The following is a 14,803-nucleotide window of genomic DNA, read 5'->3' as shown; positions in this document are numbered from 1 at the left end:
AGCACCGGCAGCTCGCCGCGGTAGGAGCACGGTGCCGGGGTCGGCGACCTCGTCGAGGAACATCTCGGCGGCCCTGCGCCACTGCCGGGGCGGGTGCGGGCACCACCCCCGGCGGAAGACCGCCACCCCTGACGGCGGGGCGGCGCGGGGGAAGCCTGGGAGCCGACCACCCCCCATGGAAAGAGGCGGAGATGTCCTCCACACCGCAGACCCGCACCACCGGACTGGGCGCCTTCGCCGCGCTCACCCTCGCCCTGTCCTGGCTCCCGTGGGCCGCGCTCATCGCCACCGGGACCGCCACCGGCGACGGTCCGGGCGCCACCGCCCTGTTCGTCCTCGGCTCTTTCGGCCCCACCCTGGCCGCTGCGGCGCTGTGGGTGCGCGGCCGCGCAGGGCTCGCCCCGCTGCGCGCCCGCGCAGCCGCCGCCTGGCCCGCCCTCGCCCTGCTGCTCGGCGCCGCGCCCACCGCCACCGCCGCCCTCGCCCTGAACACCGGCGACCTGTCCGCGCTGCCCCAGCACGCGGCAGCGGTCGCCGCCAGCGTCGGCGGAGCCGGCGGCGTCCTGGGCTACACCCTCATCTCCGGGCCGCTCGCCGAGGAGTTCGGCTGGCGCGGCTACGCCCAGCCGCGCATGCGCGCCACCCGGGGGCCGGCCCGCACCGCCGCTGTGCTGGGCGGCGCCTGGGCGCTGTGGCACCTGCCGCTGTTCTTCATCGAAGGCACCGGGCAGCACGCCATGGGCCTCTTCAGCTGGCCCGGCGCGCTGTTCTTCCCCACCCTGCTGCCGCTGAGCTACCTGATCCTGTTCGCCAGCGAGTACCTCGGCGGCGGGGTGTGGGCGGCGGTGCTGGCCCACGCCTCCTGGAACGCCGCCGACGCACTGCTGCCCGAGCTCGGCACCCCCGGCCTGCTCCTGCGGTCGGCGGTCACCTTCGCCCTGGCCGCCGCCGTGGCCCTGTACTGGCGTGCGCAGCAGCGGCGGGCCGCAGATCCGCCGCAGTACCGGGCCTGCGGCCGGCGGCTCCGCGCCGCTAGCCGCGGGCCCGGCAGTGCGCGGCCCTCTGCGGACGCCCGCCCGTGACACCCTGGGCCGCAGCGGCGCGCCGCGGTCCGGTCGCGCCCAGAGCCCACCCGTGCCGTGCAGGGGCCGGCGGTCCGGCTCCCGGCGGCGAGGAAGGAGGCGGCTGCAGATGCAGCTCCTGGTCATCGGCGGCAGCGGGTTCCTCGGCAGCGAAGTCGTCCGGCAGGCCGCGGCCGCGGGACACCGGGTGGCCGCAACATGCCGGGCGCAGCGGCCCGGCACGGCAGCGGCGGCCTGGTCGCCCCTCGACGTCCGGGACCGCGGGCGGGCCGCTGAGGTGGTGGCCGCGGTGCGGCCGGACGCCGTCGTCAACGCGGCCTACCGGCAGAGCGACTGGCGCATCACCGCGGACGGAGCCGCGCATGTGGCCCTCGCATCCGCAGCGGCCGGCGCCCGGCTGGTGCACGTCTCCAGCGACGCCGTCTTCTCCGGGGCCGCGGTCAGCTACGGCGAGACGGCGGCCCCGGACCCGGTCACCCCCTACGGTGCCGCCAAGGCCGCGGCGGAGACCGCGGTCAGCGCCATCAGCCCCTCGGCGGTGATCGTCCGGACGTCGCTGATCCTCGGCGATGGCGGGTCGCCGCACGAGCGGAGGGTCCGCGACCTGGCCGCGGGGGCCTCCAGCGGAGCGCTGTTCACCGACGACGTGCGCTGCCCGGTCCACGTCGGCGACCTGGCATCCGCGCTCCTCGAACTCGCCGCACCCGGCCACGCCGGCGTCCGCCACGCTGCCGGATCCGACGCGCTCAGCCGCCACGAGGCGGGGACCCTGATCGCCCTGCGGGACGGCATCGACCCGGCCGTGCTCCCCGCCGCGCGGCGGTCCGAGACCGGCCCGCCCGGGCCGCTCGATGTGCGCCTCGACTGCACCGCCACGCAGGAACGCCTCCGCACCCGACTGCGCGGCGCCCGCGAGTTCCTGCGCTGACCGCGGCACCGCGGCACCGCGGCGGCGCCGCCCCCGCGTCCCCGCGCACCTGCCCGGTGCCCCCGGCTCTACCGGCGGACCGGGTACATCAGGTGCAGGGCGCGCCGACCGGGGATGACGACCGGGTCCTCCAGCAGCACGTGCCCGCCCTTGAGCGCGGCGAAGTAGGGGATGCCGTCGCCGAACAGCACCGGGGCGAGGCTGACGCAGACCTGGTCCACCAAGCCCAGGGCGAGGGCCTGCTGGGTCACGCTCGCGCTGGCGATGACGGTGTCCTTGGCGCCGGCGATCTCGGTGGCCGCCGAGACCGCTTCTTCGATGCTGCCGGCGAAGACTGTCCGCGGCCACTTCTCGGCGGCGTCTTCGGGCGGCCGGCGGGTGACCACCACGACGGGTGCTCCGGCCGGGTGCTGGTCGTTCCAGCCGCCGGCGATGTCGAACAGGCGGCGGCCCGCGATCAGCGCTCCGGTGTTCTCGGTGAGGCGCCGCCACGCCTGCGCCCCCGCGCTGTCCACCGTGAAGGAGAGGTCGGTGTTGGGGGTGGGCACGGCAGTGTCGCCGGCGTGGTACCACTCGAACAGTTCTCCGACCCGGTCGTCGGTCTGGGCGATGTAGCCGTCCAGGGACATCGTCATGTGGCTGAAGATCATGCTCATCGCGGTCCGGTCTCCTCGTGTGCGGTTGTCGGCGGGGCAGCGGCCCGTGGTGCGGCTGTCCTTACCGGGAGGGAGACCGGTCGGGGCGCGCGAACTCATCGCAGGGGCTCCCGGCCGCGCGGTGCGCGGTCCTTGACTCTGCCGCGGCGTCGTGGTTTTAGCTGGCAGCGGCGGGGCCGCGCAGGGCGGCCGCCGCGCGCGAGTGCCGCCCGGACCCGCGCGAGCGGGGAGGGGACCGGGCAGTGGGACGGCCGCGCGCCCGGCGCGGCCCGGAGCCGAAGGAGCAGCCCATGCGCAGCAGCGAGCTCGCCGAACTGGCCGGCGTCACCGTGCGCACACTGCGCCACTACCACCAGATCGGGGTGCTGGAGGAGCCGCCGCGCTCGGCCGGCGGCTACCGCACCTACGGCGTCGGCCACCTCGTGCGGCTGCTGCGCATCACGCGGCTGACCGCGCTCGGCGTCCCGCTGGCGGCGCTGCCCGGCGTACTGGACGACCCGGATGCGGCCGAGGAGCTGCTGGCCGAGCTCGACCGCCGCGCTGCCGACGAGATCGAGCGGCTCACCACCCGCCGGGCCCGTATCGCGGCGCTGCGCCGCGCCGGATCGCCGCCTGACCTGCCTCCCGAGCTGTCGGCGTGGCGCTCGGCTGAGGTGGCGGAGATCCCGGAGGACATGGCGCGCTACGAGCACGAGCAGCTCATCCTGGTCGCCCATCTGCTCGGCGAGGACGGCCCCGCCCGGTTCGCCGCCCTGCTCGGCGAGCCGGAGCAGTTGCAGGCGCCGTTCGCGCAGCTGACGGAGCGCTTCTACGCACTGGGGCCCGACACCCCCGATGACGAGGCCGCCCAGCTGGTCGAGGACATGGCGGCGCAGATGGGGCCGCTGACGGAGCGGCTGGCCCGCCTGGGCCCGTTCGGGCGCAGGGCCGCTGAGCTGGTGGACGAACTGAGCCGGCAGAACCTCCAACCGGTCCAGCACCGCGTCCTGCGCCGCCTCCAGCAGCGGCTGGATTCCACCGGCGGGGCCTGACCGGCGCCGGTGCGTGCCGCGGCGGCCCGCGCTGCGCGGAGCCGCTGCCGCGAGTCGCCGGCGGCCGGGGGCTTGCGCCCGACGCGACGTCAGGGAGTGGACTCTGCGGTGTCCGCACGTGACCGACCCTGAGGATGCGCCATGACCACCCAGCCGCCGCTGATCACCGCCGAAGCGTTCTTCGGCCTTCCCGACCGCACCGGGGCCGTGCTGTCCCCGGACGGGACGCGGGTTGCCTACCTCGCGCCGTGGCGCGGGCGCCTCAACGTGTTCGTGCGGGCCGTCGACTCCGACTGGAGCGTCGACGACGGTGCCCCCGCCTCCGGTGCCCGGCGCGTCACCTCCGATGAGCGGCGCAGCATCGACGCGTTCTTCTGGAGCGCCGACGGCCGCTACCTGCTGTTCCAGCAGGACACTGACGGCGACGAGAACTGGCACCTGCACCGCGCCGACCCGTTGCGGCCCGATGAACCCGCGGTGGACCTGACGCCGTACCCGGGCGTGCGGCTGGTGGGGGTGCAGCTGCCGCCGGACCGCCCGGGGGCGGTGCTGGTCCAGCTCAACAAGCGCCGCGCCGACCTGATCGACCTGTTCGAGCTCGACCTGGCGACCGCGGAGCTGGTGCCGGTCGCCGAGAACCCCGGCGACGTCATCTCCTGGCTGAGCGCCGGCGGTCGGGTGCTGGCGTTCACCATGGAGGAAGGGGGCGACCAGGCGCTGTGGGAGTGGGAGGCCGGCGCGCGGCGCCCCATCGCGCGGTTCTCCGGCAGCGACGCCCTGTTCGGGGCGCTGCCGGCGGCGCCGGCCCCGGACGGGGGCGGGCTGTGGGTCGGCTCGGCGCGGGGGACGGACCGCACCCGGCTGGTCCGCCTCGACCTGGCCACCGGCGAGGAGACCGAGGTTGACAGCCACCCCGTGTTCGATCTGGACACGCCGCGGCCCGAGGCCGACCCGCGCTTCCCTTCCTCGCTGATCCTGCACCCGGGCACCGGGGAGCTGCTCGGTGCCCGCTATCTCGGGGCCCGCCAGGAGGTCCATGCGCTCGACCCGCACTTCGCCGAGGTGCTGCCGCGGCTGGCCGAGCTCTCCGACGGCGATCTGGGCCGCGTGTCCTGCGATGCCGCGGCGCAGCGGTGGGTCGTGGACTTCACCCGTGATCGCGACCCCGGCGCGACCTGGTTCTACGACCACGCCGCCGGCACCGCCCGGCGGCTGTTCCGGTCCTTCCCCCGCCTCGACCCGGCCCAGTTGGCGCCGGTCGCGCCGGTCACCGTGACCGCGCGCGACGGGCTGCAGCTGCCCTGCCACCTGACCCTGCCGGCCGGGGTGGAGCCGCGCCGCCTGCCGACCGTGCTGCTGGTGCACGGCGGGCCGTGGTACCGCGACAGCTGGTGCTACGACCCGGAGGTGCAGTTGCTGGCCAACCGCGGGTATGCGGTGCTGCAGGTCAACTTCCGCGGGTCGACCGGCTATGGCAAGGCCCATGTCGAGGCCGCGGTCGGCGAGTTCGCCGGACGGATGCACGACGACCTGATCGACGCCCTGGACTGGGCGGTCGGGCAGGGCTACACCGACCCCGGGCGCGTGGCGATCTACGGCTGCTCCTACGGCGGTTACGCCGCGCTGGTGGGGGCGGCGTTCACTCCGGACCGGTTCGCGGCGGCGGTCAGCTACACCGGGATGTCGGACCTGGTCGACCTCGTCGAGTCGGTGGTGCCGTTCGCCCGGCGCGCCGTGGAGAACTCCTACCTGCGCTACATCGGCGACCCGGAGGACCCGCGGCAGAGGGAGGACATGCTCGCCCGCTCGCCCATCACCCGGGTCGGCGACATCACCGCGCCGGTGCTGCTGATCCACGGCGCCAACGATGTGCGCGTGCACCGGCGCAACTCCGACCGGGTCGCCGAAGCGCTGCGCTCGCGGGGGGCCGAGGTGGAGTACCTGCTCAACGAGTCCGAGGGCCACTGGTTCACCAACCCCGACAGCAACATCGAGCTGTACCGCGCTCTGGAGCGGTTCCTGGCCCGGCATCTGGGGGGCCGGGCGGCGGACGGGCTCTGACCTGAGCCGGCGTTTCTCCGCCCGCCGGCGCACCGCGGGGTCAGGGGGAGGCGGCGGGGGCGGCCAGCGCGTCGGCGATCCACGCCCAGGGCAGGTCGCCGGCGTCGCCGGTGCCGTTGATGGCCGCGACCAGCATCAGGTAGCGCTCGTGGGCGTCGTCGTAGGGGGGTGCTCCGGCGGCGGCTTTCTCTTCGGCGATGGTGCGCTCGATCTCGGGCACCTGGCGGAGGCCTGCGGCGACGCGGTCCCGCAGCTGGCGGGTGTCCTCGTCGCCGGAGAGTGCGGCGACCCCCTCGGCCAGCTGCCGCGCCGCGTCCTGCACCCGCGGCGACGACGGGGGTTCGCCGTCGCTGTGCAGGGCGACGAGTGCGGACATCGCGTCCGTTCCGGTGCCGTAGATGAAGCCCTGGAAGGAGGGGCTGGCGATCACCTGCCCGGTGCTGTCGTCGATGAAGCCCTGCAGGGCGGTCCGGACCTCCTCGCGGAACGCCGTGTCCTGGAGCAGGTCGCCCAGCTCGATCCAGGCCTCCAACTGGGCGAGGGTGGGGTCGGCGGGCAGGACGGGGCGCACGCCGCGGTTGCGGTCGACGAGGCCGCCGGGGGTGTCCAGGCCGCGGCCGACGTCGTTCCAGAAGTCGTCGATGATCTGCTCGCGCTCCTCGTCCGTCATGGAGACCAGGCGGTGCATGAGCGCGGCCTGGGCGGGGGTGGCGCCCTGGGTGGTCAGCGACCGCAGGACCGCTCTTCTGGCGCGCAGGGTCCGCTCCTGGCGTTCGACGACGGCGAGGTGGGCGGTGAGCAGACCGTGCAGTGTCGTTCCGCCGCTGAGATAGCCGCGGATGCCCGGCAGGTCGGTGCCGAGTTCGCGCAGGGTCCGCACGAGCTCCAGCGCGGCGATGGCGCCGATGTCGTAGAGCCGGTGGCCCGCCTGGCTGGTGCCGGTGGGCGCGACGATCCCCTCGTCTGCATAGAACCGCACGGCGCTGACGCTGAGCCCGCTGCGCCGGGCGGCGTCGCCGATGGAGTACAGCGTGTCGTTGTCCATGGGGCCACTGTGGTGCCTCAAGCGGCTTGAGGTGCAACCGGATCGACGCCGCTCCGGGGGTTCTAGGATCGGCGGCATGGACATCACCTGGGAGGCCCTGACCGTTGCGGCCGGCGAGCCGCTGGCGCTGGCGCAGTGGTGGGGCCGGACCCTCGGCTGGGACGTCGTCGATCCCTATCCCGACGGCGTGGAGGTCCGGCCGCGCGGCGGGCGCGGGCCGTCGCTCTTCTTCATCCCTGCCGGCGGGCCGGGAACCGGGCAGAACCGGCTGCACCTCGACCTTTCGGTGCGGGACCGGGCGGCCGCCGCCGAAGAGCTGGTGGCCCGGGGCGCCGCCCACGCCGACGTCGGCCAGCCGGCGGATGCGGAGTGGACCGTGCTGCGTGATCCCGAGGGCAATGAGTTCTGCCTGCTCGAACAGCACTGAGGGCGCATTCGGCTCCCTCCGGCAGGAAGCTCCCGGCCCTGCGTGAGAAGCGCCCTTGCGGTACCGGCCCGCGCCGCTGCGGGCGGGCCGGTACGGGGTGGGCTGCACTGCGGCGGCCCCGGCGGAACCGCAGTCGGCCGTGCCGGAGCGGGGCCGCCGCGGTCCTGCGGCGTTACAGCAGTGCGGAGACGGCAAGCGCGGCGGCGATGCCCAGGCACAGCAGCGCGATGGCACCGAACACCGCCGCCATCACCATCGAGCCGTCGCCGCGGATGCGGAACCGCTCGGGGTTCTGCGGCAGGTAGTGCAGCTCGACGGCCTGGCCGACGCTGATGCGGGGGTGGCTGCTGCCCATCGGGCTGCGTCCGCGCACGTCGAGGCCCTCGGCCGTGCGGTAGGCCACGACCGGGTGGTAGGTGCGTCGGCTGGATCCGCCGCTGCCCGAGGTGCTGCTGCTGCGGCGCACCTCGAAGTCGACCACTTGCGCCATGACGGCGACGCCCTGGGTGCGGTAGCGGCGTTCGCTCCACACCAGCAGCGCGGAGACCAGACCGAAGATGAGGGCGAACAGGGCCACAACGCCGACGGCGATCACGAAGTCCACGGCACAGGCTTTCTCTCGGGAGCGGGCCGCCCTACCCTGCCAGAGCCCTGCGCCCGCCTGCACCGCCCGGGGGCGGTCCCGGCCGGTGCGCAGGCGCGCCCGGCCGGGAACGTGCCGCACGGTCCGCGGCGGTGCCGTGCCACGATGGGGCCATGACCGCCTTTGCCTCCGCAGCTGACCGTGCCCGCCGCACCGCTGGTGCCGCCGACGCTGCCGTGGCCGCGGGGCGCGGCCTGGGCCTGGATGTGGCCGGCGCCGACCTCGTGCACGACGTGTTCTCCGTGGTGGTGCGGCTCCACCCGGCACCGGTGGTGGCGCGGATACCGGTGGTGGTGCCCTCCAGCGGCGGCACGGCGGCCCTGCAGCGCCGCCAGCGCGACGAGCTCGCGGTCGCGGCCTGGCTCGACGGCCGCGGCGTCCCGGTCCTGAAGCCCAGCCCCCTGGTGCCCGCCGAGCCGGTGGAGCAGGACGGGTTCTCGATGACCTTCTGGGAGTTCGCCGAAGAGGACCGCAGTGCTGCGCCGGACTATGCGGCCAACGCCGAATCGGTTGCCGGCCTCCACGCCGAGCTGCGCCGCTACCCGGGCCGGCTGGGCTTCCTGTCGGCCGCCGACCCCGACTTCGTCACCGAAGCCTTCGCGGAGCTGGCGGGCCATCCGGACCTGATCGGCGCCCAGGAGCTGGACCGGGCGCGGCGCGAATGGCGGGTGCTGGAGCCGCTGGTGCGCTCCCCGGAGGCGTTCGCCGCCCGCTTCCCCGGCGTGCAGGTGCAGCCGGTGCACGGCGACAGCCCGGTCGCCAACGTGTTCGCCGGCGCCGCGGGCCCCCGCTTCGCCGACTTCGAACTGGTCTCGCGGGGCCCCGTCGAGTGGGACCTGGCCGGTCTGGGCCCCGACTTGGAGGCCGCCTACAACCGCGGTGCCACGGCGCGCGGGCTGCGCCCCCTCGACCCCGATGTCCTGGCATTCGTCAACGCCGTGGGGGTTCTGCGCGGGCTGGCCACCCTGTCCCTTGCGCCGCAGCTGCCCGCCGTGGTCGGCTTCATCGCGCCGGTCTTCAGCGAGTGGGCCGGCATGCCCTTCGCCGGGGGCCTGGCCGGCTGAGCCTGCCGGGCCGCACCGGGGCCGGGGTGCCGCGGCGTGCGGCCCGCGGCGGCCGGGTGCAGTTCACAGGAGCGCCCTGGCCACGGCCGTGCCGCCGATGCTCAGGAACAGCACGGCGAAGGCGCCGAGCACCGCCGCCATGTGCGCTGAGCTGTGGCCTTCGATGAAGAAGCGCTCCGGCTCCCGGGGCAGGTAGTGCACCTGCACGGCGTGGCCCACGGGGAGCAGCTTCGGGCTGCTGCTGACGGTGCTCTGCTCGCGGACGCTGCGGCCGTCGTGCGTGTGGAACTCCACGGTGGGGAAGTAGTGCGTGCCGCGGCCAATGGACACCCACTCGAAGTCGACCACCCGGGCGGTCGCGGTCAGGCCTTGGGCTCTGATGGGGCGGTCGCTGCAGATCATGTGCACCGGCAAGGCAGCCAGAAGCAGGCCGACGGGGAATGTCAGACCGATAGTCAGTGCCAACTCCACGGACACGGCCTCTCTCTCGGTCGCCGCCCACCACTCTGCCGGGAGTCGGCGGACCGAGTACACCACCGCCGCCGCCACTCGGGCCTTACCGTGCCGTGACCGCGCACCAGGGGCAGCCGCCGGCGCTGCGGGCGGCCCCGGCACGCCGTGCTGATCCTGCCGTGTGCCCTAGGTCCGCGGCGCTAGGACAGGGGCTTTTCGTAGCGCATGACCGGGTGCCACCCCACTGCGGGGCCGAAATCGCGCCGGCCCCGCGGCAGGTAGCCGCGGTGCTCGTAATAGGCGCGCAGGGGGCGGTTGCCGGCGACGCAGTCCAGCCGGGCGGCGGCGCAGCCGTCCTGTGCGGCGCGGGTTTCGGCCCAGTCCAGCAGGAGGCGGCCCCGCCCTTTGCCGGCGGTGGAGCGGGCGGCCATCAGCCCGTGGATGTAGAGGGCCTTGGCCGGCCCCGGGTCGGGCCACACCTGGGGGTCCGCGGCCAGCAGGCGCACGGCCGCCACGAGACCGCCGTCGCGCACGACCCACCACTGGCGCCGGTCGATCTGGCCGGCAACCTGCTCGGTGCTGACCTCGCCCGGATTCCACTGGGTAATTCCGCTGCGCTGCTGCCAGCGGGCGCATGCGTCGCGCAGGGCGGCGATGGCTGCGGCGTCGCCCGGACGCGCGGGTACCGGTTCTTCGGCCACGTCTCCTCCTCCGGGTCCGGCGTCAGGGTGCGGGGACGGCGGCTTCGATGCCCGCGATGTGGGCCGCCAGGATCTCATCGAAGGCGGCTGCCCGGCCGGTGCCCAGCGGGCGCAGGTCGCGGGCGAAGCGGGTGAGGGCGGGGAACCGGCCGGGGTCGGCGCCCAGGACGGCGACGCGGAACAGTTCGAGGCTCTGCTCCCGCTCGCGGGAGCTGACCGCGGCCATCCCGGCGTCGGCGGAGATCAGCGCCGCGGTGAGGACCACGAGCCGGTGGTAGCGGTCCGGGATCTCCTCGTCGGACAGCCCGGACGCCTGCAGGGCCTGCAGCACCTCCTCCATCACCAGCCGCGATCCGGCGCCGCTGGAGGCGTAGCGCCCCCAGACCTCCGCGAGCTGGGGGTGGCTGCTGAACGCATCGCGCACCCGGTGCGCGACGGCGGTGAGGCGCTGCTGCCAGCTGCCTTCGGGGCGGTAGCCGTCCATGGCGGCGGCCAGGACGCGGTCGGCGACTGCGCGCAGCAGCTCGGTCTTGCTGCGGAAGTGCCGGTACAGGCTGGACGAGTCGGTCCCCAGGGACGCGGCGAGCTTGCGCACGCTGAACGACTCGGCGTCGTCGGTGCGCAGCAGTTCCGCTGCGGCGTCCAGGATGTCCTCGCTCGACCAGCGCCGTCGCCCTGCCATTGCGCTCCCTCCGACGTTTCCACGATGGCCCGACCCTACCGGTGCACTTGCCGTTGCACGCACCGCGTGCATAATGGGTGCCGATGCGGGCGGAGCGGCCGGCGTCCACGCCGTCCGCTCCTCGAAACCCCCCGAAGGGACCACAGCATGGGCTCCCCACTGGACACCGCGGCACTGGACTCCGCCCTCGAGGAGGTGCACCGCGCCGGGATGCCGGGGCTGTTCGCCGAGGTCCGCGAGGGAGACGAGGTCTGGCGCGGGGCGGCCGGCACCGCCGAACTCGGCTCAACGCGCCCCACCACCGCCGACATGCGGCACCGCGTCGGCAGCGTCACCAAGACCTTCACCGCCGCGGCGGTCCTGCAGCAGGTCGAGAGCGGCCGGATCGAACTGGACGCGCCGGTCAGCCGCTACCTGGATCTCGTCGCGGGCGCACGCGGCCGCGCGATCACCGTGCGGATGCTGCTCAACCACACCAGCGGCCTCGCCGAGTACCTGCCGCACGCCTATCCCTCGCTCCGGGCATTCCCCGACATCGCGGCGACCAGCCCGCAGAGCCTGTTCGACCACCGGTACACCTCCTTCGACCGCCGCGCGCTCATCGCGATGGGGGTCGGCGCGCCGCCGGCGGGCGAGCCGGGCGACAGCCCCGGGGTGTACTCCAACACCAACTACCTGCTCCTGGCGGAACTGCTGGAACGGGTGACCGGCACGGCGGCCGAGGACTGCATCCGCGGCGGCGTCATCGAGCGCGCGGGCCTCACCGGCACGGACTTCCCCCGCGGTGCGCACATCAGCGGAGAGCACTCGCGGATGTATGAGGCGTGGTTCGGCATGATCAGCCCGCCCGGCGACTTCAGCGTCTTCGACATGTCCTGGGTGGGGCCGGCCGCGGCGCTGGTGTCGACCATGGCCGACCTCAACCGCTTCTACGGAATGCTGCTGGACGGGCAGATCGTCAGCACGGCGTCGCTGGAGCAGATGCAGCGCACCGTCCGGGTCGTCTCCCAGGAGGGCGCGGTGATCGACTACGGCCTGGGCCTGCACCCGATGGAAGGCGGGGGAGGTGCCTGGGGCCACGGCGGCACCGTCTGGGGCGGCGGGACAATGGCCATGGCCGACCCCGGCGGCCGGAGCATGGCCGTTGCGGTGAACATGCAGCGCTGGAACCCCCTCGGCTCCGACGGCCGCCCCCGGCCCCATCCCATCGACGGCGCGCTGGCGCACCTGTACCGCACAGCGATGCCCGCCTCCCCGGTCCGGGACGGGTGACGGACAGCGGGCCGTCCTCGAACGGGCCCGGATCCGCGCTGGACCGGAGAGGGCGGCGGCCCGGCTGCGGATGCATGTGCGGGAGCCCGGCGATTCCGCGCGAAAGGAGTATTCGTGGGCTCGGCTGAGGCGCTGCGGCGGGCGTGGCAGCCGGTCTCCGGCGGCCTGCTCGTCTCCGCCGCCGTTCTGGTTGCGGCGACGCTGCCGTTCTACGCTCTGGGACCGCTGCTCGGCTCGCTGTCGCCGGTCACGGGCAGCGACGTGCCTGGAGCCGCGCTGATGTTCGCCTGTCCGGCGATTGCCGCGCTGGCGGCGGCGCGGCATGGCTCCGGTGCCCGGGCGTTCCTGCTGAGTCTGCGCCAGCCGGTGCCGCGGACCTGGTGGTGGGTGGCGGCGCTCGGCGCCCTGCCCGCCGTCGTGGCCGTCGCTTCCGGTGGTCCGCTCGGCGGCGGGATGACCGTCGCGCAGCTGTGCGGCCTGGCCGCCGTCTACGTCCTCAGCGCCGCGGCGGAGGAGGCCGGGTGGTCCGGGTACGTCCATCCCCGGCTCCTGCCGGTGCTGGGCGAGCTCGGCTCCTCGCTGGTGATCGGTGCCGTGTGGGGGCTGTGGCACGTGGTGCCCTGGGTGCAGCGCGGTGACGGCGCGCCTGCCGTCGCCGCCCACTTCCTCTTCACCGTGGCGTTCCGTGTGGTGCTGGGGCGCTTCTGCACGGCGGTGCCCCGCGGCGGGCTCTGGCTCGCCACCGCGGGGCACGCCTCACTCAACATCGCCTGGGCGGCATCGCCGAACTCCGGCGCGGACTACGATCCGCTGATCGCCGCCGGGCTGACGTTCCTGCTCGCCGCGGTGCTGCTCCTCTCCCGTTCCGGAGCCCGTCGGCGCACGTGAGGGCATTGCGCCGCCTGCGGCTGTGCCGGGAGGGCCGTGGGCCGGGCGCCTGCCTCAGGGGTGCTTGGGGCGGACCGACTGGCTGTGCCGGAAGACGTTGTGCGGATCCCACTCGTCCTTGGCGTCTTGGAGGAGGGGGTAGGCCTGCTTGTAGTAGAGGGACGGCCAGGGCTCGGGCCCGGTGGCGGTCTGCTTCTCCGGCAGGTCGCCGTCGGGGTAGTTGATGTAGCAGCCGTCGGTGTTGTGGGTGCCTTTGCCGTCGTGGGTTTTGGGCACGCCGCCGGTGCCGGCGAAGGTCGCGGCATAGGTCTGCTGGATCCAGTCGATGTGCTTCTGCTCGTCCTTGTCGCCCGGGGCCCAGTAGACCTGGTACTGCATCTTCATGATCGAGTCGCGCTGGGGGATCGCGGTGGCCGGGTGCTGGCGCTGCGGGGTGTTGATCGCCGATCCGTAGGAGTCGATCTGGATGCGGGCCTCGGCGTTGGTGTAGTCCTTGGGCGGGAAGTGCTTGGTGCCGAGGTAGTCCCACATGGCGCTGATCTGGGCGTCGGTGAAGGGTTTGCGGATGTAGGCGGACTTGTACTTGCCGCACTGGTTCTCGCCGGAGCCGTTCAGGGTCTGGGTGGCTGCCAGCCACGGCAGCCGTCGGGGCTTCTTCATCTTCGCGATCGGCGGGTGTTCGCCCATCGGGGTGCGGGGCTCTTTGGCCTCGGGGGTGATGCCGCCGTCGACGGTGGCGATGAAGCGGTCCATGGCCTCCTGGGCGCCGTCGATGTCGGCGTCGACCTGGGCGAGCAGGCCGATCTGGCCGTTGCTCACGTGGTTGAGCTTGAGCATGGCGAAGAGCCGGCCGTCCGGGGTGGCCGGGTTCTGGTGCCGCTGGAAGTAGGTGCCGTATGCGGTCAGCAGGGCGTGCAGGTCGCTGACGGAGTGGAAGTCCTTCCAGTCCCAGGCCAGGTTGCACAGCAGCACCTCGCTGGGCGGCTGGGGGATGTCGCGGAACCAGAAGCGGGTGACCACGCCGAAGTTTCCGCCCCCGCCGCCGGTGTGGGCCCACCACAGGGCCCTGGCCTTGGCGTCGCGGTCGTCCCGGCGGGCCGTGACCAGCTCAACGCTGTAATCGGGGCGCACGACGGCGACCTCAACCGCGTAGAGGTAGTCGACGGTGAGGCCGAACTGGCGGGACATCAGGCCGAAGCCGCCGCCGGTGATGTGGCCGCCCAGCCCGACCGAGTAGCACGAGCCGCCGGGCAGGGCGCGCCCGGTCCCGGGGTAGAGGTGGCTGTAGACGTGCCAGTTGGTGGCGCCGGCCTCGACGCAGTGCGCCTTCTCCGTGTCGTCGTAGTACATCGCGCACATCGGGCTGACGTCAATGATCTGCCCGACGTCGTCGCTGCACACGAAGTCCTCGTAGCAGTGGCCGCCGGAGCGGACGGTGATGCGCTTGTCCTTGCCGTGGTTGGTCTTCGCCAGCGCCTCGACGAGGGCCTGGCGGGTCTCTTCCGGTGTGCGGACGACCAGGATGTGCTCGGGCCGGGCGAGCCAGCGCTGGTTGAATCCGCGGCGCAGCGAGGAGTAGCGCGCGTCGCTGCGGCCGATCCGGCTTTCCGGAGGAAGGGAGTGGGTGCCGGTCATGGGAGAGCCCCCGAAGGAATTGCGGGAACGGGACGACGGTACTGTTCCTACCCTTTTCGATCCGGGGCGCAGTCGCGCCGTTTCCCTCTTCTCGGTGTTGCGGTCGGCCCGTTTTCTTGCCCATTCGTTTCAGGTGATTTTCGGCTGGCACACTGCCGGCCCGGCGGAGTGCTTTGCTGCTGATCGGCGCTGCCGTATGCACGTTTCTGTCGATATCTGCGCGGGAGCGACATTT

Annotated in this window: 15 protein-coding genes; 8 read left to right on the top strand and 7 right to left on the bottom strand. The window is 73.9% G+C overall.

What is annotated here, in order from left to right; translation table 11 throughout:
* Positions 1-191: 191 nt before the first annotated feature.
* Together ACYVGT_RS05035 and ACYVGT_RS05030 are read left to right on the top strand one after the other, a co-directional pair.
* On the top strand, positions 192-1,082 hold the full coding sequence (locus tag ACYVGT_RS05035; protein WP_460855219.1) for a CPBP family intramembrane glutamic endopeptidase: 891 nt from the start codon (positions 192-194) through the stop codon (positions 1,080-1,082).
* 109 nt (positions 1,083-1,191) lie between these two features.
* The gene (locus ACYVGT_RS05030) at positions 1,192-2,010 is read left to right on the top strand and encodes a sugar nucleotide-binding protein (protein WP_460855218.1); all 819 of its coding nucleotides are present in this window, start codon (positions 1,192-1,194) and stop codon (positions 2,008-2,010) included.
* 68 nt (positions 2,011-2,078) lie between these two features.
* On the opposite strand, the gene ACYVGT_RS05025 is transcribed toward ACYVGT_RS05030, so the two are convergent.
* On the bottom strand, positions 2,079-2,666 hold the full coding sequence (locus ACYVGT_RS05025; protein WP_460855217.1) for a dihydrofolate reductase family protein: 588 nt from the start codon (positions 2,664-2,666) through the stop codon (positions 2,079-2,081).
* 290 nt (positions 2,667-2,956) lie between these two features.
* On the opposite strand from ACYVGT_RS05025, the gene ACYVGT_RS05020 reads away from it, so the two are divergent.
* Both ACYVGT_RS05020 and ACYVGT_RS05015 read left to right on the top strand, forming a co-directional pair.
* Positions 2,957-3,697 carry a MerR family transcriptional regulator gene (locus ACYVGT_RS05020; protein WP_460855216.1) on the top strand — a complete coding sequence of 247 codons (741 nt, stop codon included), beginning with the start codon at positions 2,957-2,959 and terminating at the stop codon, positions 3,695-3,697.
* Between the two features lie 141 nt (positions 3,698-3,838).
* Complete coding sequence (locus tag ACYVGT_RS05015) at positions 3,839-5,758, top strand: S9 family peptidase (protein ID WP_460855215.1); 1,920 nt, start codon at positions 3,839-3,841, stop codon at positions 5,756-5,758.
* A 40-nt stretch (positions 5,759-5,798) separates the two neighbouring features.
* Here the strand turns inward: ACYVGT_RS05015 and ACYVGT_RS05010 are convergent, their stop codons facing one another.
* On the bottom strand, positions 5,799-6,803 hold the full coding sequence (locus ACYVGT_RS05010; RefSeq protein ID WP_460855214.1) for a helix-turn-helix domain-containing protein: 1,005 nt from the start codon (positions 6,801-6,803) through the stop codon (positions 5,799-5,801).
* A gap of 76 nt (positions 6,804-6,879) precedes the next feature.
* On the opposite strand from ACYVGT_RS05010, the gene ACYVGT_RS05005 reads away from it, so the two are divergent.
* The gene (locus ACYVGT_RS05005) at positions 6,880-7,230 is read left to right on the top strand and encodes a VOC family protein (protein ID WP_460855213.1); all 351 of its coding nucleotides are present in this window, start codon (positions 6,880-6,882) and stop codon (positions 7,228-7,230) included.
* 172 nt (positions 7,231-7,402) lie between these two features.
* Here the strand turns inward: ACYVGT_RS05005 and ACYVGT_RS05000 are convergent, their stop codons facing one another.
* Positions 7,403-7,834 (bottom strand): DUF3592 domain-containing protein, encoded by a 432-nt coding sequence (locus ACYVGT_RS05000; RefSeq protein WP_460855212.1) that lies wholly within the window; start codon positions 7,832-7,834, stop codon positions 7,403-7,405.
* Positions 7,835-7,986: 152 nt separating this feature from the next.
* Between ACYVGT_RS05000 and ACYVGT_RS04995 the strand changes: the two genes are divergently transcribed.
* Positions 7,987-8,937 carry an aminoglycoside phosphotransferase/kinase family protein gene (locus tag ACYVGT_RS04995; protein ID WP_460855211.1) on the top strand — a complete coding sequence of 317 codons (951 nt, stop codon included), beginning with the start codon at positions 7,987-7,989 and terminating at the stop codon, positions 8,935-8,937.
* Between the two features lie 63 nt (positions 8,938-9,000).
* Here the strand turns inward: ACYVGT_RS04995 and ACYVGT_RS04990 are convergent, their stop codons facing one another.
* The 3 genes from ACYVGT_RS04990 to ACYVGT_RS04980 all read right to left on the bottom strand — a co-directional run bounded on the left by ACYVGT_RS04990 (position 9,001) and on the right by ACYVGT_RS04980 (position 10,773).
* A complete protein-coding gene (locus tag ACYVGT_RS04990) occupies positions 9,001-9,339 on the bottom strand; it encodes a DUF3592 domain-containing protein (RefSeq protein ID WP_460855210.1) in 339 nt (112 codons plus the stop codon).
* 251 nt (positions 9,340-9,590) lie between these two features.
* Positions 9,591-10,091 (bottom strand): GNAT family N-acetyltransferase, encoded by a 501-nt coding sequence (locus ACYVGT_RS04985; RefSeq protein ID WP_460855209.1) that lies wholly within the window; start codon positions 10,089-10,091, stop codon positions 9,591-9,593.
* Positions 10,092-10,113: 22 nt separating this feature from the next.
* Positions 10,114-10,773: a TetR/AcrR family transcriptional regulator gene (locus tag ACYVGT_RS04980; protein WP_460855208.1), complete on the bottom strand. Its 660-nt coding sequence runs from the start codon at positions 10,771-10,773 to the stop codon at positions 10,114-10,116.
* Positions 10,774-10,920: 147 nt separating this feature from the next.
* Between ACYVGT_RS04980 and ACYVGT_RS04975 the strand changes: the two genes are divergently transcribed.
* Both ACYVGT_RS04975 and ACYVGT_RS04970 read left to right on the top strand, forming a co-directional pair.
* Positions 10,921-12,045, top strand: coding sequence for a serine hydrolase domain-containing protein (locus ACYVGT_RS04975; protein ID WP_460855207.1), 1,125 nt, complete (start codon positions 10,921-10,923; stop codon positions 12,043-12,045).
* 114 nt (positions 12,046-12,159) lie between these two features.
* Complete coding sequence (locus ACYVGT_RS04970) at positions 12,160-12,933, top strand: CPBP family intramembrane glutamic endopeptidase (protein ID WP_460855206.1); 774 nt, start codon at positions 12,160-12,162, stop codon at positions 12,931-12,933.
* A 54-nt stretch (positions 12,934-12,987) separates the two neighbouring features.
* Here ACYVGT_RS04970 and ACYVGT_RS04965 read toward each other — a convergent pair whose 3' ends face one another.
* A complete protein-coding gene (locus tag ACYVGT_RS04965) occupies positions 12,988-14,568 on the bottom strand; it encodes an FAD-binding oxidoreductase (RefSeq protein WP_460855205.1) in 1,581 nt (526 codons plus the stop codon).
* Between the last annotated feature and the right edge of the window lie 235 nt (positions 14,569-14,803).

This window comes from Nocardiopsis coralliicola (assembly GCF_054779695.1).
This window is presented reverse-complemented; position numbering and strand designations above follow the sequence as displayed.

Excerpts from the sequence above, each read along its gene's own strand:
- ACYVGT_RS05035 (WP_460855219.1), top strand. The coding sequence starts at position 192 with ATGTCCTCCACACCGCAGACCCGCACCACCGGACTGGGCGCCTTCGCC.
- ACYVGT_RS05030 (WP_460855218.1), top strand. The coding sequence starts at position 1,192 with ATGCAGCTCCTGGTCATCGGCGGCAGCGGGTTCCTCGGCAGCGAAGTC.
- ACYVGT_RS05025 (WP_460855217.1), bottom strand. The coding sequence starts at position 2,666 with ATGAGCATGATCTTCAGCCACATGACGATGTCCCTGGACGGCTACATC.
- ACYVGT_RS05020 (WP_460855216.1), top strand. The coding sequence starts at position 2,957 with ATGCGCAGCAGCGAGCTCGCCGAACTGGCCGGCGTCACCGTGCGCACA.
- ACYVGT_RS05015 (WP_460855215.1), top strand. The coding sequence starts at position 3,839 with ATGACCACCCAGCCGCCGCTGATCACCGCCGAAGCGTTCTTCGGCCTT.
- ACYVGT_RS05010 (WP_460855214.1), bottom strand. The coding sequence starts at position 6,803 with ATGGACAACGACACGCTGTACTCCATCGGCGACGCCGCCCGGCGCAGC.
- ACYVGT_RS05005 (WP_460855213.1), top strand. The coding sequence starts at position 6,880 with ATGGACATCACCTGGGAGGCCCTGACCGTTGCGGCCGGCGAGCCGCTG.
- ACYVGT_RS04995 (WP_460855211.1), top strand. The coding sequence starts at position 7,987 with ATGACCGCCTTTGCCTCCGCAGCTGACCGTGCCCGCCGCACCGCTGGT.
- ACYVGT_RS04990 (WP_460855210.1), bottom strand. The coding sequence starts at position 9,339 with ATGATCTGCAGCGACCGCCCCATCAGAGCCCAAGGCCTGACCGCGACC.
- ACYVGT_RS04980 (WP_460855208.1), bottom strand. The coding sequence starts at position 10,773 with ATGGCAGGGCGACGGCGCTGGTCGAGCGAGGACATCCTGGACGCCGCA.
- ACYVGT_RS04975 (WP_460855207.1), top strand. The coding sequence starts at position 10,921 with ATGGGCTCCCCACTGGACACCGCGGCACTGGACTCCGCCCTCGAGGAG.
- ACYVGT_RS04965 (WP_460855205.1), bottom strand. The coding sequence starts at position 14,568 with ATGACCGGCACCCACTCCCTTCCTCCGGAAAGCCGGATCGGCCGCAGC.